We start from the raw sequence: 20,017 nt of genomic DNA, 5'->3' as shown, positions 1-20,017 counted from the left end.
ATGAACGGGGGAATGAGGGGTTGCAGTTGTTGCCACAACTCTTTGCTGATGGGGGCTCGGGACATGAGACTGTGAAGCATAAATGCTTTTGGAGCCCTCAAATTGAAGTTGTGTTAGCCGCTCTAAGTACGTCTCAACTGCATCAGTTCAACCGAAAGAAGGGGGTCAAATATATGGAATCGCTATACAACAATCTACGCTATTGGAGTGCCGCACCTTCTACCTTGGCGCATCTGGATGCGGTCGACGCACAAATGGACAGGGAGGACTCTCTTTCTGACCGCTATGCGTTCTTGCTCGGCGAGGATATGGGGGTGGTGCGTTTTGAGCTTGATCGCGATTCGTTGGACGACGAAATGCTTCGTGGTTATCAGCGAGGACTGACTTTCCCAGCCAGGGCTGCCGACGTGTATCTGCGCAAGCTCCTCACACTACGGCGCAACGCCTACGCACGTCGCATCCCGGTGAGCTCTGTGTTGACGCGAGACTACCTAAAAAGCGTGGCGGTAACGGTATGCCCGGTCTCAGGCGCAGACCTCACGCAGGGAACGCAAACAGACAGCGATTGGTCTGTAGACCGCCTAGACAACACTCTTGGCTATGTGCCGGGAAACTTGTGTGTCATGTCTACGCGCGTCAATCAACTCAAAGACCGGCTGGAGCATTGGGAGCTGGTGAACGATGTCAATGAAAAGCTCCTCAAAGATGGGCCACAAGCACTCAATATGGTTATGGACAATGGGCTTCATGTGATCGAGTGCCTCAGACTGGCTTCGTTAACCGCAGCGCCTCACGCCATTTCAAGGAGCCAGGTCGCGAGATACATGCCGTTTGCTCAAGCTCCGTTTGCTTGGTGCTCGATTGACACGGCAGTTGCATCCATTCATCTAGCCTGCGCCCGTACTCTGGTGCCCGGGCGAGCGTATGCCAAACGAGTGCAGTTCTTCAAAAGACTCGGGAGCTCGTATTGGCAAATGAGCAATCGGTTCGTGACCCAATTGAGAGGAGAACTGGCAAAGGGAGTTCATCCCGCCGACATGTGGCTGGACGGAGCGCACGCGATGCGACTTCGCGAACTTACTGACACGCTGTTGGCAACGCCAATGACGCTGTCCGGTATCTCAAGTGATGAGGCCTTAGCGCAAATTAAAGTGACCGTAGGCTTTGTTGGGCAGTTTGCCCGCTAGCGGATAACTTGCTCGATAAGATACCTTATCGATAGGGTTGGTAAGGGCTGGCGTGTGAATAGGTACTCTCGCAAAGAGTCTGGAGTGCCGTATTTTCCGTTACAGTCCTTGGAGTTTTCAGCGACATTTGGCGCACAGTGACAAAGCCCAAGCAGTGAGCGCCACCATATCAAGAATTTTTTCCTAGAACAATGCAGACAAAAGATGGGCAGAAGCGATTTTCAGCAACAGATCTCGTCAACTTTTCCGCATGCGCGCACTTGACTCATCTGGATTTGCTGAACATGCAGACTCCGCTTCCCAAAGCGGAAGACCCCGAGGAGATGGTTCTCATCCAGGACAAGGGCTTTGCACATGAGGCTCGCTATTGGGAACATCTCAAAGCCACTCACAACGACGCAATCGACCTGACAAATGCAGGTTCCACTGACGAACTGAAATTCACCGCCACCGCTGAAGCCATGGCAAGTGGTGCGCAGGTGGTGTTTCAAGCGACCCTGCTTGAAGATCCTTGGGTAGGTCATGCGGATTTTTTGATTTGTGTCGACCGCCCCTCCAAGCTCGGTAACTTCAGCTATGAAGTAGCCGACACCAAACTGGCTCGCAGCAGCAGGGCAAAATTTCTGGTGCAGTTGTGCCTGTACTCCGACATGCTCGCGCGTGTACAGGGAGTCATGCCCATTCATATGCACGTGGTCTTGGGCGACGGACGCAAGGAAACGTTTCTCGTCGACGACTACCTGCGCTATTTTCGTCGGCAACGCACGCGGTTTCTGCGGTGGACTGAACTCGCAAAGCGCGACACTTACCCCGAAAAAGTTGAACGTTGTGGTCAGTGCCGATGGCGCGAAATCTGTTCAGCCCGTTGGGAGGCTGATGACCATCTGAACCGGGTTGCCAACATCAGCAGGACGCAAATCGCGAGGCTTGAGGCCGCCGGTGTAGATACCCTTGAAAAGTTGTCAGTCCTGCCATCGGGCCAGGTAATTTCGCGCATCCAGCCCGACACGCTACATCGCCTCTCTCATCAAGCGCGTTTGCAACGTCAATCGAACGACTGCGGCCAGCCCGTCTTTGAAGTATTGCCAGTCCATGAAGCCAAAGGCTTCGCTCGACTGCCTCCCCCTGCCCCGGGAGACCTGTTCTTCGACATGGAGGGAGACCCCATGACGGAAGGCGGACTGGAATATCTGTTCGGGCTCTACTACTTTGAATCAGGAGCATCCGTTTTCAAGCCTTTCTGGGCACACAGTCGAGCAGAGGAACGGCTCTCGTTCGAAGCGTTCATGGATTTTGTGACGAAGCACCTGCGGCGTTTTCCCAGCGCTCATATCTACCACTACGCTCCTTACGAAGCCACCGCGATCAAACGATTGATGTCCTTGCATGGCACTCGCGAAACGGAAGTCGACAATCTGCTGCGCAACGCCACTTTGGTGGATCTCTACGCCGTGGTGCGTGAGGCCATCCGTGTCGGGGAACCGAGTTACTCCATCAAATCCATTGAGCGCTTCTATAGCAGTAAAGAGCGCAAGGGAGACGTCAAGACTGCCGGTGCCAGCGTTGTGTTCTATGAAAAATGGAAGACCACGGGCGACCCTGCTGTACTTCACGCCATTGCGGACTACAACGAAGATGACGTCCGCAGTACCTTTGAATTGCGCGAATGGCTTCTGTCCATTCGTCCAGCGTCTGCGACCCAGAATCATTCAGACGGTGCGCAGAGCGCCGATAAAGCACAAGCCCCTGTGTCGCCGAAAGCTGCCGCAGCAGCGAGGTTGATGGAGGAATATCGGTTGCGTCTGTTGGACGGTTTACCCGACGACCGCCTGTTGTGGACCACAAAGCACCGAATTAAAGAGCTTTTGTTTCATCTGCTGAGTTTTCACCGACGCACTGAAAAGCCAGTTTGGTGGGCACTTTTCGCTCGCCAAAATGCATCAGTGGAAGAGCTCCTGGAGGAGCTGGAGGCCATCGCAGGGCTCACTCCCACTGCTGAACCAGAAAACGAGGGCGACTATCTGCGTTATCGCTACCGCTTTCCCGAACAGGAGACCAAGCTCAAGACGGGCGACAACTGCACTCTGACGCACAACCTCCAAGAAGTATTGGAGTTGGAGGTGCATGAAGGCAAGCGTGAAGTCACGTTCCTGCGCAAGCTCAAAAAGACCGGAGATGATCCGATGCCCACTTTTGATGTGGCGCTGGGCGCGGGGTTGCCCATCAATACCAGCGTCATTGTGGAAGCCGTCCAGCGATTTGTGTCGGCTCATCTCTCTGGCGATGACAGGTTTTCAGCCAGCCTTGGGTTATTGAACCGTGACAAGCCAAAGTTGCAAGGCATCGAGTCTGGCGCACCGCTTCTTTCTCCGGGCGAAGACCTTCTGAAAGGTTGCATACGAGTCGTGTCTCAGCTTGATCATAGTTGTGTCTTCATCCAGGGCCCGCCGGGCGCGGGCAAGACCTATACCGGATCACATGTCATTGTGGATTTGCTGAAGGCGGGCAAAAAGGTGGCAGTCACCTCGAACAGTCACAAGGCCATCAACAATCTGCTGCGAGGAGTCGAGAGAGTCGCTCTGGAGCAGACGTTCTCGTTTTGCGGCGTCAAGAAGTCCACCTCCGAAGAATCATGCATCAACGGCCAATTCATCCGGGATACAGTCGATTCAAAATTGATTGTGCAGGGCATCGGCTCGTTCCAATTGGTCGCAGGCACAGCTTGGCTGTTTTCAAACAATCGGCTGGAATCTGCCTTTGACTACTTGTTCGTTGACGAAGCCGGTCAAGTGTCTCTGGCGAATCTGATCGCCATGTCTACCTGCGCGAAAAATCTCGTGCTGCTCGGCGATCAGATGCAGTTAGGGCAACCTGTCCAGGGCGTCCACCCCGGTGAGTCAGGTCAATCAGCGCTGGAGTATCTTCTGCAAGGCGAAGCCACGATTGCCGAAGACCGCGGCATCTTCCTGAAAGACACTTGGCGCATGCATCCTGACGTCTGCCAGTTCATCTCCGATGCGGTTTACTCAGGGCGGCTTGAAGCAGAAGCAGGAAACAAGAATCAGCGACTGGTACTGCCGCAAGACAGGGTCGACGCGCTCAAACCTACCGGCATCTCATTTATCCCCGCGCAACATGATGGCTGCTCGCAGCGCAGCGACGAGGAAGCTGAACTGATTAACCACATCTACGCAGATCTTCTGCGTTCCCGCTTCGTAGACCGTAATGGTGAAGAGCACCCCATGACGATGGAAAACATACTGGTCGTCGCTCCCTACAACCTTCAGGTCAACCGTCTCAAGCAAGTCCTCCCAGCAGGCGCGAGAGTCGGCACAGTCGACAAATTCCAAGGTCAGGAAGCGGAAGCTGTCCTCGTTTCCATGACCACATCCAACGGCGAATATCTGCCCCGGGACATTGACTTTCTGTACAGCAAAAACCGACTCAATGTCGCGATCTCCAGAGCGCGGTGTTGGGTTGGTGTGGTGGCAAGTCCGGCATTGCTGGAGGTCAATGTGAACTCGCCGGTTCAGATGGCGCTTGTTAACACGCTGTGTTGGGTTGGCGAATTCAGTCGCAGCCCTATCAATCATTCAACATAAAGGCTCCAATGACCCTCGAAAAAACACAAATCTCATTTGTCATTAAATCAGAAGCTTGGTTCAGAAATTCGTACATATATTTCTCCGCAGACTTGAAAACATTCTTTCCTGATGATTGCTTCATTGCGAGAGGAACCAAACGTGAGAACGAGCACTTGCTTCCGACACGTGGTATTGACATACTCTACCAAGGCAATTCGGCACCTGTGAGATGCCTCTTGGAACTACGAGAGACAGTTTTCCGACCCACTTCACGGGGTGCAACTAGAGATTTTTTTGCTCATACAGGTGCAAAAATTCAAGACTCCATCGAAGTCCGAAAGGAGGGAGAGAGGGTTTTTATTGTTAGCCTTTTAAAGCACCAAGGCTAAATCGATGGCAATGTATCTTTCAGACGCTTTGCAGGAGTTGAAGCGGCAATTCAAAAATACCCAAATCTCGTCCAGCAGAGGGGGCGACAAAGGCTTTATCCTGCCAAACGGCCGACAGCTTGCCGTTGACCCCGATTCTTCGGAGGGCATGACAATTGTCTGGGTCGAGGATATAGGCCCTCCAGCAGTACCAAGCCGATTTCAGCTCGTCGGCAAGGGCAAGCCACTTCCGCACGATCTTGCATCTGTCGCACCTCGATTTTTTGAAATCAGAAGCGACGGTGTTTCTCCGCGGGCTTACAAAGTGTTCATCCAGAGCTACGAAGAGCTAAACGCTTTGCTGCGATGGTACCAATCCTGCTCTCCAGTCGAAGCATTTCCAGACGCTCCTGTAGCAAGCTCGCCTGCTACATCCATTGAACCTATGTCGACACCTAAAAATCAGATCCTATACGGCCCCCCGGGAACAGGTAAAACCTATACAACGACAAGCCGTGCAGTCATGCTCTGCGATGGCATGCTTCCAGATGAAGCATCTATCCGAACTCGATTTGAAGAGCTGCGACGCGATGGCCGCATCTCCTTCGTCACCTTCCATCAGTCTTATGGCTACGAAGAATTCGTTGAAGGCCTTCGGCCCGTGGCAAAGGACGGTCAAGTGGTTTACGAGGTGCAGCCAGGTGCCTTCAAACGTGCATGCAGTGCTGCACGGCTTCGCAGCCAGATCACCCCTGGGCTTTCTGGCAAGCCTCTGAAGCAGCGCACAACCTTCAAAATGTCTCTTGGTGCGAGTTGGAGTCAAGAGGCAACAAAAGTCTTTGACTACTGCGTCAAGAACCACTGTGTACTGCTGGGCTGGGGTGAAGACATCGACTTCACTGAATGCGGCAGCAAAGCCGACATCGTCACAAAAATCCGTGAAGAAGCTCCCAATATCCACAAGCCATCATCTCAAGCAAACTTTGTTGATCGCTTCAAGCATGACATCAAGGTGGGGGACCTCATCGTGGTGTCTCTGGGCAACAAGATTTTCCGGGCAATCGCTGAAGTCACTGGCGACTATGAATATGTAGAGGATGCGCCGTTCCATCAGATGCGCTCGGTGCGTTGGCTGGCCATCTTTGAGGGCGGAATTCCCACCAGCGAACTCTATAACCGGGAGATTGGTCAGTCGTCACTGTACGTGCTTAACACAGAGGCGATCCGGTATGACAAGCTGGAGTCCCTCTTGGAGGCGCAGACTGAACAGACGCCTGAGCAGCCTCACGTGCTCATTATTGACGAGATCAACCGTGCCAATATTTCCAAGGTGTTCGGCGAGCTCATCACCCTCATTGAACCCGATAAACGAGAAGGTCAGACGAATGCCGTCACCGTAAAGCTACCCTACTCTGGCGAAGATTTTTCGGTGCCGTCGAACCTGCATTTGCTGGGCACGATGAATACGGCGGATCGCTCCATCGCACTGCTGGACACCGCACTTCGTCGGAGGTTTGAGTTTGAAGAAGTGATGCCCCGCCCGGACCTTCTAAGCGATCACATCATCGAAGGCATCGAACTGAATCGGCTGCTTCAGGCGCTGAACCAACGCATTGAAGTGCTGTACGACCGCGACCACACCATTGGACACGCCTACCTGATGGGTGTTCGAACATTGCAAGACTTGGATCGCGCCTTCCGCTTCAAAGTGCTGCCGTTGTTGCAGGAGTATTTTTACGAGAACTGGTCACAGGTTCGCCGCGTGCTGGCCGACTTTGGCAGTGGTGAGTTCATCTGTCGTCGTGAGCTGCCCGCCATTTCAGCCGACGGCGACCAGGACATGGGCGACGAGTCCGTGGTTCTTTACTCGGTCAACCCTCTGCCGTTTCCGATATCCGCATACAAGCGCATCTACGGGGCCAAAGAGTGAACAGAGTTCTGTGCGTCACGGAATACCAGTCCATTCGAAAAGCCGAGGTATTTTGCGCAGCCGAACGCACGGTGACGGCGGCGCAATTCCAGCAGCTCGAACGCTTCAACGAGCAATCCGAGCGGCAACGCAGAATCAAGGCATTCCAGCACGGGGCCCGCAATACGCTGATCGCGCAAAACTACGTGGGCGTCATCCATTTGGGAGGCTGGCAAGTTGAAGTACTACCAAAGATTGAGGCCCCACAGTATCGGACTCGGCAGAACCTATTGCAGATGGTTGCCAGCGCACTGAACCTCCAGCTGCATGGCGGCGAACTGGCGTCGCTTGACCGCGCATCACACTCGATTCTGGAAGTTCTGATCCGTCTGTATTGCGATATGCTCTGGCAAGCCATTCACAAAGGCGTGGTGCGCAGGTATCAAAGTCAACAAGACAACCTCGTGACCTTGCGTGGTCGACTCGACGTTACGGAGCAGTTGAAACGCAATCTCGCCCGGCCAGACCGGCTGCATTGCACCTTCGACGAATTCACGCCAGACAATCCCCTTAACCGGGCACTGAAGGCAGCTCTGCGCGTGCTTCACAGACTCGTTAGCACTGAAACCTCATCCCGGAGCATTGCAGAGTTGCTGTTTTGCTTTGACGGCGTAACTGACGTACCCGCCAGCGCTATCCAATGGGAACAGGCCACAACGGATCGGCTCAGTGAACGCTATGCACCTTTGATCAGAATGGCTCGGTTGTTCGTTGAGGGAGAGTCTCCCGACTTGACCTCCGGCGGCGGGGACGGTTTCGCGGTTCTGTTCGACATGAACCAGCTGTTTGAGCAGTACATCGGTCGGCGGGTCCAACACGTCTGCGCACACCTCGGGCTGATCACACAACTGCAAGGCCCTAAGCGTCACCTAGCTCTGCGTGACAGCGGTACCCCTTGCTTTGAATTGCGCCCAGACATCGTGATCACGGAGTCTGGTAAGCATCTGGTCGTGATAGATACCAAATGGAAGCGAATCAGATTCAACGGTGTGCGAGAAGAGATTTCCACATCCGATCTGTATCAGATGTTCGCCTATGCCAAGCAATATCGAGTGCCCAATGTGATTCTCCTATATCCCCATCACGCCGAATTAGGAGAGTGGAAACCTTGCCTGAATACCTATCAGTTTCGGGAGCCCGAGAGCGAGCGGAACGGCCATGCCTTGAAGGTTGCCAGTCTCCCTCTGGTCGATTTGAAACTGGTGGACGAGCATCTGAAAAGTATTCTGAACTTCTGCATCTGATATGGCCCGTAAATTAGACGCAGCGTTGAAGGTTCTGGGCGGGACGGAACCATATTATTTGCGCCCTTAGAGATTGGACCATGAAACAATGTGGCCAAAAACCATGCGTGTTGACGCTCTTCAGCGCGTCTCGCAATCCTGAATGACGCGACGCTTCATGCCTTGATCCAAGGCCCATCACGCTATCGGTAATGCTGCTTATCGATAGTGTGGGGGAGAGTGCAAGACCTAGATCACGCGTGATGCGTGTGGTCGCGTTGTTGGTGAAGTGTTCCAGCACCTCTCGGTGGGGGCCTCGAGCGTCTCTTCTGCAGCGGTTACTGCAGCTCATAGCAGCAGGACGAACTACTGGTCACTACCTCATAGCGTTCATTCAGAGCGCTAAGACATTCGCTTCCCCAATGGCTGCTTTCAGGTTAGCAGTAGCCCCTCGCTAACAGGTTGTCCTCGGGATGCCGGAGGTCCGCTATCTCGGCTCGCGAATAAGTTCTGTCGACCCAAACCAGAAGTTCGAACCAATCCATAGCAGCCCCTCCGATGGCCCCAAAAGCCACCCGCAGGTGGCTCGGAGCGAAGTCCGCTTAGAGGTTTCGCCTACTCCACTGCGCTCCCATTCCAAGTCCGGCAGCCAGCACGCTCAACACAAGCAGCGCCCAATGGCTTAGGGTTGGCACGGGCGCAGCTGCGGGCATAGGCGCTGCGAGCAGGAATGGGTCGTCGATGCTGCCAGCCACAGGGTTGGTGTCTCCGGTGAGTGTGGCGGAGGAGGTCCCGTCATTGTCCTTCACCGTGAACTGAACGCTGTTGTCGTTGATGTTGGCCTGCATCCATTCCACCCAGTGTCCGTCGAGCCACTTGAACATTCTGGAGCCTGCGGGCAGGGCCTTGGGCAGGGTGACAGTGAGTGCCAGGACGCTGCCAGGCGCGCAGCCGGTGGCGCTGAATGCGATTTGACCGTAAGGAAAGCTGAAGCCTGCAGGCGCACCGCTGCTTGGTGCGGCAGAGTAGGTGGGGCCGCTGGTCAGTACGCAAGTGGAACTGGATGTTTCCAGAGTGACGTTGCCTCCACCGGGAATTTCCGTGCCGCCAGCGGTCCTGACGAATCCGGCTCCCACGGTCTTGTCGCCATCCATGATGATGTTGCAACTCTCACCCACAGTGGCTAACGAGCAATTGTTCGCCCAACTGCCTTGTTTGTAGTTGGCGAAGGCGGTGGCTGTGCAACTGACGGCAGTGTTCGATGGGATCAACGCGCCGTTGGACAAGACGTTGCTGGATGCTCTGCATTCGATGCTGCCGTTGTCCGTTGCTACGATGTTCAGCGCATACATGTTGGCAAAACTGACGGTGCACGTGGCGTTGTTGGTCATCGTGACCTTGGCCTGCAGCGGATTGGTGTCGCTAGCTGTACACGCGCCGCCCCAATTGACACGGTAGCCGGATGCTGGCGTAGCGGTCAGCGTCACCACATCGTTCAAAGTATAAGTGGCTTGGCAGGTAGCGCTGGTGCAAGCGCTGATGCTGTTGGCTTTTGGTACTGGCGTGCTGCCTGCGGAAACACTGCCGTTGGCTGATGCTGCAACAGCGAGCGTCAAGTCGCCATTCATATTGTTGTCAGACCGGCCTGGGGCGCGATTTTCACCACCAAAACCACCACCATCGGCCGCATTGCCGGAGATGGCGGCTCGACACGCCTCAGTGATGTTCAGTGTGCCTGCGTTATACAGTCCGCCGGTGGCTTCACCGCCGTTGTAGGTTCCTGATCCGCCGCCGCCAGCGGCCAGATTGCCGCTGACGCTGCAGGCGTTGCCCCTCACATCCAATAGGGCACCAGCGGCGTTGTAGATGCCTCCAACGGCTGCACCACCAGCGCTGCCGGAGTTGCCACTGGAGCCTCCACCGCCCCCAACCCAGACGCCATTGAGGGTTGCGTATCCCCCGCCGCCGCCGCCGTTTGTGTTGCGACCTTGGACGCCATTGACACCCGCACTTGCGCTTCCTCCGTTGGGAGTGCCACCGCTGCCGCTATTGCTGATAGCGCCTGGTCCTGTGCCGCCTGTTCCCAGCTCGTTGACCCCAGAGAGGTTGATGCGGCCACCACCACCGCCATAACCGCCGCCACCACCACCACCGGAGGTGACGCCTGTAGTGCCGCCACCACCGCCGCCGCCGCCTCCAGCCCAGCCGCCACCGCCGCCGCCGGCACCACCACGACCGGTGTCTGCCGCGCCGCCGCCGCCACCACCATTGATGCCGCTACCGGCCCTGGCACCCGTAGAGCCAAAGTTTTTGGCACCACCACCCTCGGTACCGCCTGTGCCGCCCGAGCTGCCGGTGGCGCCGAAGCCTCCTGCGCCGCCGCTGCCAGTCAACCACTGTCCGTTGCCCAAACTGACCCGCACTCCGCTGCCGCCGCCGCCAGCGCTTTTGCCCATGTCCGTACTGGTATCGCCGCCGCCCCCGCCTGTGGCGTAGTTGCCCTGCACCTGCACGTTGTCCAGAGTCAAGTTGCCGTCGTTGCGAATCCCCGCTCCCAAGGAGGAGCCGGAGGCGGTGGAGTCTTCGGCGCCGATCCCTTTGCCCGCCAGCAAGCCGCGGGTGATCGTCAGCCGGCTGAGTGTGGCGTTGACGCCTGCATTCACCAGCACCACGCGCCCTTTGAGTTGTCCATCGAGCGTGACCCCTGAGATGCCTCCGTCGATCGAGACGTTTTTGGTCAATTCCAATTGCTTCGTCAATGTGATGGTGCTGACTCCGTCAGCGAAGACGATCGCGTCCCCCGCATTGGCGTTGGCCAGGGTCTGGCGAAGACTTCCTGCTCCGCCGGTGTCTTGGTCACTGGTGACTATCAGCGTAGCCGCTTGTGCCATGCCCAGCATGCTGGTGAGTGCGATGGTGCTGTAACCCAATGCGATGAGTCTGCGGCGTTGGTTAACCTGTTTGGGAAAGTGCATATGCTATGGGGGGTGATTTGCGTGTAAATAGGTGCTGGGCGAGCATTCGAAAAACTCACCTAACAATGTTCACAGCGACATTGATCTCGCTGGTCTGTGACCTTTAGGTCGGCGGCAATCAGGTAGCCTCCAAAGATTGGGAGGTGCGCGGGCGCCGCGCGTGATCGCCTACTTATCCAGCGTGGTTGCGAATTAATTGCAACACATTTGCAACTTTTTGTATCTACCTGAATTCAGGTATTTTGAGGGATGATGTTTTGCCAATGTCGGCTTGATTGCGCTTGTGCAACCGCTCAGAAATGCAAATCCGTCGGTGAAATGAGTGTGTCCAAGTGGTTGCGTCAGCGGAGAAAAGCACAGATCACAGATCAAACAGTTCTGCCACTCTCAGGGACATCAGCGCGTATTACGGGGTATCGAGGCGTACCCAAACAGGCCCATATCCCTCTAAAGCCTTGTTCTGCAATGCTGCCCGTGTTAGCTCCAATCCAACGTCGGTGGCTCTCCGCTCCAGTCGTTTGGGTGACGTCCAAGATGCAGAAAGGGTCTGCAAAAATGAGCGCCTCTACGTACTGGTGACGAAATGGAGGTTCGACGAGTACTTCATTCGGGAATGGCGCTCACCTTGTCGCTGTAGCGAAAGGGGCGGCTGCTCTTTGTTGGCAGGTTTGTCTGCTTCTGGCCGACAGCTCTAGTTCGCTGGCGAATTGGATCCACGTTCCTTTGTGCGCTCAGAAGTTCTGCAGGATCTCCGATGAGCGTCCGCTACCGGCGTCGACAGTCATTGGAGCCCTAACGCAGGATGGCTGCTCCCAGCTTGTATGTGGCGTGGGAGGCTCATTCGTTGACTGAAAGACAGAGTTTCGACATCCATCTTCATTCAAGCGCTCAACCCGTGTGATCTTGCCCCCGTAGTCCCGGACACCGTCCAGTCGCTACGTTAGTCCTGTCTCCAGGGATTCAGGGGGCTATGTTCGCCAGCGATGGGTTGGCTTGCGACCATGCAACTCACTCAGCGGCGATCCGATTCTCTCGAATCAATTTCCCCGCTCGCATCCCATCCACCTCTATTACGCGGCTTAGCTCGGCGGGGCTTGCGGTCCAGACTTCCGCGGAGAGGCTTTCCAGTCTTTCCTTGTAGCTCGCTTCTTGCATTACCGATGCAATTTCCGTCTCGAGTTTCTTGAGCATGAAAGCGGGTGTTCCCGATGGTGCAAACAGGCCGAACCAGCCGCCTGTTTCAAAACCCTGAATGCCGCTTTCCGCAAACGTCGGCACGTTGGGCAGATAGCGTGAACGTACTGTGCCAGTAATGGCGAGAGGCTTGAGTTTGCCGTCTTTGATGAGAGGGAGTGCTGGTGGCAGGCCTGAGAAGAGCAGATCGAGGTCACCCCGAATGACTGCAGGGAGAGCTTCTGCTGCGCTTTTGCTGAAGGGAATGTGCAGCAGCTTCACATTCTTCTGCCCGGATTTCAGGAGTTCACCCATCAGGTGCAGATTGGTGCCCACGCCAGGCGATCCGTAGGTGAGCTCTTTTTTGCTCGCTGTATCGAGCATGGCGCTCAGCGATGCTGGGGCTGATGCGTTGTTGCGAGTGAGCAGGACATTCTCGATTTTGGCAAGTCCCGCGATGGGTTTGAGGGCCTGATCGGGCTTGACGGACCAGGTCGGATGCAAGTGGATCAGGTAGCTTTGCGAGTCCTTGGTGCCTAGAAAGAGGGTGTAACCGTCTGCCGTTGCATTCGCAGCTGCTTCAGTGCCGATCTTGCCGCCCGCGCCCGTGCGGTTTTCAATCACGAGCGATTGGCCAAGGCGCTTTTGCAAACCGTCACTGGCGATGCGTGCGATGGTGTCTGGTGCGGTGCCGGGGCCATAGGGGACGATCACTCGAATGGCTTTGGTGGGATAGGGCTGCTGCTGTGCATGGCAGGAGATAGCGGTTCCTACCGTCAACACGCCCACCAGACATGCTGAAAGAGGGGTGATTTTATAAGGGAGGAGCCTGCTTGGGTGTCGTTGCTTTTGCATCTTTGTCTGTCTCTGCACTTCTTTAAAAGATCAATAGTTTGATTGTTTGGCTTTCGTTGGTCACTGGTGTAAGCACCTAAAGATCAAAACTATGTACTTTTGATTTTTTGACATAAACTTCATCCCATCATCAATCAAACAAGGAATACGAAATGGCGCGGTTGCCGATCACCATCGCTACCTGGGATTACGACCGGGTTCGTCCGCTTATGGACGGGCGGGTTGAAGTAGAAGGATGCGATGTCAATTTCCTCGCCATGACGGTTGAAGAGTGTTTTCATCGTGCTTATTTTCATGGTGAGTTCGATGTGGCGGAGATCGGTTTGAGCCCATTCCTGATCGCACTCTCGCGTGGCATTGCACCCTATGTGGCGGTGCCTGCGTTCGTGTCGCGCACTTTCCGGCATTCGGCGGTGTATGTACGCTCGGATCGTGGTATTGATTCGCCTGCAGATCTGCGCGGCAAGCGCATCGGTGTGCCGGAGTATCAGCAGTCGGCGGCGCTGTGGGTGCGTGGCTTTCTCAAGGATGATTTTGGCATCGAGGCGCACGACATCCACTGGGTGCAAGGTGGTCTGGAGCAGCATGGCCGCAAGGACAAGTTTCCGCTGAATCTGCCTGAAGGGTTTCCGCTCACATCGGCCAGTTCGTCCTCGCTTTCGGAGCTGTTGGCGAACGGGGGATTGGATGCTGTGATCTCGGCTCGTGCGCCGTCGTGCCTGGGCAAACCGGGCGTGCCAGTCAAGCGCCTGTTTGAAGATTACCGAGCGGCAGAGAAGGAATATTTCAGTCGCACGGGTCTGTTTCCGCTGATGCACGCCGTGGGTGTACGCAAGGACATGGCAGAGAAGCACCCGTGGCTTGCGGCCAGTGTCTACAAGGCATTTGCACAGGCCAAACGCATTGCGGATCAGGAACTCATGGAGGTCACCGCGCTCAAGATTGGTCTGCCTTGGGTGACGGCCGAATTGGAAAGCACGCAAAAAGTCATGGGTGAAGATTTCTGGCCGTATGGCGTTGCGCAGAATCGCAAGGTTCTCGAAGCCATGACACGCTACTCCTTCGAGCAGGGACTTGCGGTACGCAAGCTGTCGGTGGATGAAATTTTCGCTGCCAGCACGCTGGATGATGTTCACGTTTAAAGGGGTGACGCCATGTCCGTACAGATGATCTGCTGTTCTCACAGCCCTCTGATGCTCACCGGAATCGAAGAGTCTCAGGGAGACAGCCAAGCTGCTTTCTTTGGCACGATGGAGACGATCTCCCGGGAGCTTCAGGCCTTTGCGCCCGATGTGGTGGTGATGTTTGCACCAGACCATTTCAATGGTTTCTTCTACGAGATGATGCCGCCGTTCTGTATGGGGACAGCAGCGGAAGGCTCGCGGGATTGGGGCGCAGAGGGCGGGCCGCTGCGTGTGCCGCGTGATCTTGCGATGGACTGCGTGCGGCATCTGCATGGCAAGGATTTCGACATCAGCATCTCGCACGACATGAAGGTGGATCATGGGCTCACCATTCCATTGGTGCAATTGACCGGAGCGCTGGCGCGCTATGACGTGCTGCCAGTGTTCATCAACTGCGCCGCGGATCCGCGACCGTCGATGCGGCGTATTCGCCAGCTGGGAGCGGAGATCGGACGCTTTCTCGCCACTCAATCGCTGCGTGTTGCGGTTCTGGGCTCTGGCGGTCTCTCGCACGATCCACCAACGCCAAGGCTGGCCAAGACCTCTTATGAAGTGGCTCGCCGACTCATCAAGCGTGCTACGCCGAGCGTAGAGGAATTGCAGGCTCGCGAGGCTCGCGTGGTGAAGGCAGCGCGCGATTTGGTTGTGGGGCGCGGGCCCTGCATGCCGCCGGATGTGGCGTGGGACCAGTCATTCATGCGCCACATGCAGAAGCTGGATTTCGATGCGCTCGATGCCATCGACGATTTCGAAATCGATACCCGCGCGGGCTTCGGCGGGCACGAGGTGCGCTGCTGGGTTGCCGCTGCCGCTGCCGCGCAGGAGATCGCGGGTGGTACACCGCTGACACCCAAGGAGCGTTACTACGATGCCATTCCCGAATGGCTGACCGGCATGGGCGTCATGACGGCTGAGGCGTGAATGCAATGTTATCGAATCAACGAACCGAGGATTGTGGAATGAACCCGCAATATGGCGAGACCGGCAGTGTGGCGTCGGGTGACGTCAAGATTCATTACCGGCGCTTTGCGCCCGCCAACGGCGCAGCGAAGGAGACGCCTGTCGTCATCGTGCATGGACTGTCTTACTTCTCGTATGACTGGATTGGTGTCGCTACGGAACTGGCGATCGATCGCGAAGTGGTGGCCATTGATTTGCGCGGCTTCGGGGAGTCCGGCTGGAGCCCGACACGTGACTACGGTTTGCGCACCATGGCGCAAGACATCGTGGCGGTGATGGACCATTTGGCATGGCCCCGGGCCACGTTGGTGGGGCACTCGATGGGTGGGCGCATCTGCCTGTGTACCGCAGCATGGTATCCAGAGCGTGTGGAAGGCCTGATGTGCCTGGATTTTGCTCCCGATGTGGAGGCTGCGGGTCGCAGGAACGTGGCACTGCGCATCGGCAACCAGCCGGACTTCTTCGCCAGTGTGGATGACGCACTGGAATACCACGGCATTTTGGGCGAGCTGCCGGATTCGTCGACCTATCTTCGCTTCAAAGCGTTCCTGCGGCCTACGGAGCAGGGGCTATCTCTCAAGCGCGATCTTCACTATCGCGACCAGTTCAGGCAGGTGCTTCTCACAGGCAAATCACAGCCGGTGAAAGAGGACCTCTGGGGCATGGTGGCCGGGCTTTCCATGCCTGCCGCAGTGGTGCGGGGCAGCACTTCTGACATGCTCTCACCGCAAACGCTCACGAAGGTTCGCGAAGTCAATCCACGCGTGCTAACGACCGAGATAACGGGCTCGCACGACCTGCCCGGTGACAACCCGAGCGGGCTTATTCAGGTGATTGGCGCATTCCTGCGTAATCATTGACTCAAACAGACACGATTCAACTATTTCCCAAGGAGACCCCAGACATGTACGAGAACAACGCTTCGTCCCGTGAAAAAGACATCGCGCAATACCTGCCGAAACAACGCGACCTGTATTACGGCGGCGCATGGCACAAGCCGAAGGGAGGCTATGCTGAGACATTCAACCCCGCCACCGGAGCGAGTCTGGGCCAGTGCGCAGAGGCCAATGCCGCCGACGTGGATGCAGCAGCTACAGCAGCCCACAAGGCCTTTCAGGAATGGCGTCTGACATCGCCCGACGTACGTGCCAAGGCGCTGCGCGAGATCGCGCACATCATGCGCACCAACAAGGAAGAGCTGGCCACCGTCGATGCCATGAACTGCGGCAACCCCGTGACCGCGCTAATGCATGACGTGGATATCGCTACCCAGCTCATCGATTATTTTGCAGGGTTGGTCTATGAGCAGCGTGGCTCAACCATTCCCATGGGGCGCGATGTGGTGAACATGACGGTGCGCGAGCCTTTCGGCGTATGCGCTCGCATCGTGGCATACAACCATCCGCTGATGTTCACTGCCAGCCGCATGGCACCCGCGGTGGCAGCGGGTAACACGGTCATCATGAAGCCGCCGGTGCAGGCACCTCTGTCCGCCTTGCGCCTCATGGAACTCATTGACGGCGTGCTGCCTGCCGGTGTGATGAATGTGATCACTGGTGGACAGGCCTGTGGCGAGGCGCTGGTGGCGCACGACCTGATTCCCAAGGTCACGCTGATCGGCAGCATCTCCACTGGCAAAGCGATTGCACGTGGTGCTGCAGACAAGCTCAAACATGTGAGTCTGGAGCTGGGTGGCAAGAACGCTCTGGTGATTTATCCGGATGCGGATATTCAACGCGCCATCGCGGGCGCTGTGTCAGGCATGTGCTTCACATGGTGCGGACAGGCATGCAGTTCCACGACCCGCCTGTTCGTGCACGAGTCCATCTACGACCAGGTGGTTGCAGGCGTGGTGGAGGGGGTCAAGGCGTTCCGCCCTGGCATTCCTACTGAGAAGGAAACCACGATGGGTGCCATCGTTTCCAAGGCGCAGTACGACAAGATCATGAGCTATATCGAGCTGGGCAAAAAGGAGGGCGCCCGTCTGGTAGCAGGTGGCAAGCATCCGGAAGGCGCACATCTCGCCAATGGTTTCTTCATCGAGCCGACCGTGTTCGCCGACGCCAACATGGGCATGCGCATCGCACAGGAAGAAATCTTCGGCCCGGTGCTCTCCATCATCAAGTGGAGCGATGAAGATGCCATGTTCAAGGACGTGAACAACGTGGAGTACGGCCTTGCTGCAGGCATCTACACCACCAACCTGGCGACTGCACACCGCGCCGATGGTCGCGTGGAAGCCGGTTATGTGTGGGTGAACAACGCGGCCCGCCATTTCTTCCCCGCACCCTTCGGCGGCACCAAGCAATCGGGCAACAACCGTGAGGAGTCGTTCGAAGAATTGCTGTCGTACACGCAGGTCAAGAACATCCACATCAATCTCTGATTCAACCATTTCAATTTTCAGTCCACAGGAGACACTCTCATGAATTTCAACGAACTCAAAAACGTCAAAGTCACTATTTCCGATGACGGCATCGCGTGGGTCAACCTCAACCGTCCGGATAAGCGCAACGCCATGAGCCCGGATCTGCACTTCGAGATGGTGGATGTGCTCAAGGAACTGGCAGAGGATCCCAAGGTGCGCGTGCTGGTGCTGGGCGGCGAGGGCGAGAGCTGGTGCGCGGGCCAGGACATCAAGTTGTTCTTCCGCGAGCTTGACGACAAGCCACGTGAGCGTCATCTGGCGCGTCTGGCCAATCACGAATGGCGCTGGACATTGCTCTCAAGCTTCCCAAAGCCCACCATTGCCATGGTGCACGGCTACTGCTTCGGCGGTGCGTTCGTGCAACTGTTCGCGTGTGACTTCGCCATTGCTGCGGATGAGGCGCTGTTCGGTCTCTCCGAAGTCAACTGGGGCATTCTGCCGGGTGGCCTGGTGGGCAAGGTGATTGTGGACGGTCTGTCCTATCGCGACGCCGTGTACTACTCGATGACCGGCGAGCAACTCGATGGCAAGAAGGCTGCAGAAATCAAGCTGGTGACGCAGTCTGTTCCTGGCGAGCAACTGCGCGCACGCACCGAAGCACTGGCGCAGGAACTGGCCAAGAAGAACCCACAAACACTTCGTACCATCAAGGAAAGCCTGCGTCTGGTGCGTGGCATGAGCGTGGATCAGGCGGCTGACTACCTGCTGGCCAAGGAGCGCGAGATGCGCTTCCTTGATCGCGAAGGTGGTCGCGAGAAAGCCATGACCCAGTTCCTGGATGAGAAGACCTATCGCCCCGGTTACGGTGAGTACCAGCGTGGCGCAGAAGAGCAGGGCGAAAAGGAAGCATCTTGAGCCAAGCTCCCGCACAAACCGTGACGGCCCGCACCGAGCCTCTGGCTGGTGTGGTAGTGCTGGAGCTTGGCAGCTTCATCACCGGCCCCTATGCGGGGCTGCTTCTGGCGGATCTTGGTGCTACGGTGATCAAGATCGAACGACCGGAGGGTGACCCCTTCCGCTCGTTCAGAGGCGGACAGTACAGCCCCAACTTCGTGGCGTACAACCGTAATAAGCGCAGCGTGAAGCTTGATCTGTCGAGCCCTGCGGATCGCGAGGTTTTTCTCGCCATGGCCGATCAGGCCGACGTGGTGCTGGAGAACTTCCGCCCCGGCGGCCTAGACAAACTGGGCATTGGCTGCGATGTGCTGCGCGCTCGCAATCCGCGCTTGGTGTATTGCGCCATTGCAGGATTTCCACCGGGAAGTGAGAGCATTGACCGTCCCGCGTTCGACGCCATCGGTCAGGCGCAGAGCGGCATGCTCAACGCATTTCTCGATCCGGAGGACCCCGAAGTGCGTGGGCCGACGATTGCCGATCAGGTGGCTGGCATGTACGCCTGCTACGGCATTCTGGGAGCACTGGCAGGCAGAGCCGCAAACGGTGAAGGGCGCAGAGTGGATGTGAACATGGCGGAGACCGCCATGTCCTTCATGCCGGACTTCTTCGCCAGCTTCACGCGGGAAGGCACGCTGATGGAGTCGACCACCCGCGCAGCCTACTCGCACACGTTTGCCTTCCGCTGCGCGGATGGTGAATTGGTGGGCGTGCAGCTCTCGTCACCCGAGAAGTTCTGGCAGTCTTTCACCAAGGCGCTGCAGGCATCAGAACTGGCAGCAGATGAACGCTTCAGCAACCGTGGGGCACGCATTCAGAACTTCAAGGTGCTGACCGAAGTGCTGCGTGGATACTTTGCAAAGCAGCCTCGTGAATACTGGCTGAAGGCACTCACAGATGCCGACGTGCCGCACTCCGCAGTGCGCCGTGTGGATGAGGTGATGGCCGATCCGGCGTTGCAGGCTTGCGGTACTTTCCGCACCGTGACGCATCCCGAAATGGGCGATGTGACCTGCATCGAGCGTCCTGTGCTGTTCGACGGTGGGCGCGAGCCTACGCGTTATCCGCCACCCGTGCTGGGTGAACACACGGCCGAAGTGCTGCGCGAGTTGGGCATCGACCCGGCAGCGCCAACGCAGCAAGCCCGCTAACCATCGCACGACTCCCGAGCTCACCACATCCGTGGTGCGGGTGAGCTCGTTCGTTCATTTTCCCGT

12 protein-coding genes are annotated in these 20,017 nt (G+C 56.7%); 10 read left to right on the top strand and 2 right to left on the bottom strand.

Annotated features, from left to right (window positions below; genetic code table 11):
• From ISG32_RS26235 to ISG32_RS26220, 4 genes are all read left to right on the top strand, one after another.
• Positions 1 to 1,187 (top strand): hypothetical protein (locus ISG32_RS26235; RefSeq protein WP_228530133.1); only part of this gene is annotated, 1,187 nt, incomplete at its 5' end.
• A gap of 191 nt (positions 1,188 to 1,378) precedes the next feature.
• Entirely contained in the window at positions 1,379 to 4,789 is a 3,411-nt protein-coding gene (locus ISG32_RS26230) for a TM0106 family RecB-like putative nuclease (RefSeq protein ID WP_194773965.1), read from the top strand.
• Between the two features lie 375 nt (positions 4,790 to 5,164).
• A complete protein-coding gene (locus ISG32_RS26225; RefSeq protein WP_194773964.1) occupies positions 5,165 to 7,069 on the top strand; it encodes an AAA family ATPase in 1,905 nt (634 codons plus the stop codon).
• Positions 7,066 to 8,352 carry an McrC family protein gene (locus tag ISG32_RS26220; RefSeq protein ID WP_194773963.1) on the top strand — a complete coding sequence of 429 codons (1,287 nt, stop codon included), beginning with the start codon at positions 7,066 to 7,068 and terminating at the stop codon, positions 8,350 to 8,352. Before ISG32_RS26225 ends, ISG32_RS26220 begins: the two co-directional genes overlap by 4 nt.
• Positions 8,353 to 8,933: 581 nt before the next feature.
• Here ISG32_RS26220 and ISG32_RS26215 read toward each other — a convergent pair.
• Both ISG32_RS26215 and ISG32_RS26210 read right to left on the bottom strand, forming a co-directional pair.
• Positions 8,934 to 11,306, bottom strand: a complete 2,373-nt coding sequence (locus ISG32_RS26215; RefSeq protein WP_194773962.1) for an IPTL-CTERM sorting domain-containing protein — start codon at positions 11,304 to 11,306, stop codon at positions 8,934 to 8,936.
• A gap of 1,008 nt (positions 11,307 to 12,314) precedes the next feature.
• Complete coding sequence (locus ISG32_RS26210) at positions 12,315 to 13,334, bottom strand: Bug family tripartite tricarboxylate transporter substrate binding protein (protein ID WP_194773961.1); 1,020 nt, start codon at positions 13,332 to 13,334, stop codon at positions 12,315 to 12,317.
• A 152-nt stretch (positions 13,335 to 13,486) separates the two neighbouring features.
• Here ISG32_RS26210 and ISG32_RS26205 point away from each other — a divergent pair, with 152 nt between their 5' ends.
• From ISG32_RS26205 to ISG32_RS26180, 6 genes are read left to right on the top strand one after another with little or no spacing between them, the layout of a single operon-like run.
• Positions 13,487 to 14,476, top strand: coding sequence for a PhnD/SsuA/transferrin family substrate-binding protein (locus tag ISG32_RS26205; RefSeq protein ID WP_194773960.1), 990 nt, complete (start codon positions 13,487 to 13,489; stop codon positions 14,474 to 14,476).
• Positions 14,477 to 14,488: 12 nt separating this feature from the next.
• Complete coding sequence (locus ISG32_RS26200; RefSeq protein WP_194773959.1) at positions 14,489 to 15,439, top strand: 3-carboxyethylcatechol 2,3-dioxygenase; 951 nt, start codon at positions 14,489 to 14,491, stop codon at positions 15,437 to 15,439.
• A 38-nt stretch (positions 15,440 to 15,477) separates the two neighbouring features.
• Positions 15,478 to 16,338, top strand: a complete 861-nt coding sequence (locus ISG32_RS26195; protein WP_194773958.1) for an alpha/beta fold hydrolase — start codon at positions 15,478 to 15,480, stop codon at positions 16,336 to 16,338.
• Positions 16,339 to 16,382: 44 nt separating this feature from the next.
• Positions 16,383 to 17,864: an aldehyde dehydrogenase family protein gene (locus ISG32_RS26190; protein WP_194773957.1), complete on the top strand. Its 1,482-nt coding sequence runs from the start codon at positions 16,383 to 16,385 to the stop codon at positions 17,862 to 17,864.
• Positions 17,865 to 17,903: 39 nt separating this feature from the next.
• On the top strand, positions 17,904 to 18,761 hold the full coding sequence (locus ISG32_RS26185) for a p-hydroxycinnamoyl CoA hydratase/lyase (RefSeq protein WP_194773956.1): 858 nt from the start codon (positions 17,904 to 17,906) through the stop codon (positions 18,759 to 18,761).
• A complete protein-coding gene (locus ISG32_RS26180; protein ID WP_228530132.1) occupies positions 18,758 to 19,951 on the top strand; it encodes a CaiB/BaiF CoA transferase family protein in 1,194 nt (397 codons plus the stop codon). Before ISG32_RS26185 ends, ISG32_RS26180 begins: the two co-directional genes overlap by 4 nt.
• Positions 19,952 to 20,017 lie beyond the last annotated feature (66 nt).

The organism is Diaphorobacter caeni (assembly GCF_015354245.1).
Lineage (GTDB): Bacteria > Pseudomonadota > Gammaproteobacteria > Burkholderiales > Burkholderiaceae_C > Diaphorobacter_A > Diaphorobacter_A caeni.
This window is presented reverse-complemented; position numbering and strand designations above follow the sequence as displayed.

Excerpts from the sequence above, each read along its gene's own strand:
- ISG32_RS26205 (WP_194773960.1), top strand. The coding sequence starts at position 13,487 with ATGGCGCGGTTGCCGATCACCATCGCTACCTGGGATTACGACCGGGTT.
- ISG32_RS26200 (WP_194773959.1), top strand. The coding sequence starts at position 14,489 with ATGTCCGTACAGATGATCTGCTGTTCTCACAGCCCTCTGATGCTCACC.
- ISG32_RS26195 (WP_194773958.1), top strand. The coding sequence starts at position 15,478 with ATGAACCCGCAATATGGCGAGACCGGCAGTGTGGCGTCGGGTGACGTC.
- ISG32_RS26185 (WP_194773956.1), top strand. The coding sequence starts at position 17,904 with ATGAATTTCAACGAACTCAAAAACGTCAAAGTCACTATTTCCGATGAC.
- ISG32_RS26210 (WP_194773961.1), bottom strand. The coding sequence starts at position 13,334 with ATGCAAAAGCAACGACACCCAAGCAGGCTCCTCCCTTATAAAATCACC.
- ISG32_RS26215 (WP_194773962.1), bottom strand. The coding sequence starts at position 11,306 with ATGCACTTTCCCAAACAGGTTAACCAACGCCGCAGACTCATCGCATTG.
- ISG32_RS26190 (WP_194773957.1), top strand. The coding sequence starts at position 16,383 with ATGTACGAGAACAACGCTTCGTCCCGTGAAAAAGACATCGCGCAATAC.
- ISG32_RS26225 (WP_194773964.1), top strand. The coding sequence starts at position 5,165 with ATGGCAATGTATCTTTCAGACGCTTTGCAGGAGTTGAAGCGGCAATTC.
- ISG32_RS26230 (WP_194773965.1), top strand. The coding sequence starts at position 1,379 with ATGCAGACAAAAGATGGGCAGAAGCGATTTTCAGCAACAGATCTCGTC.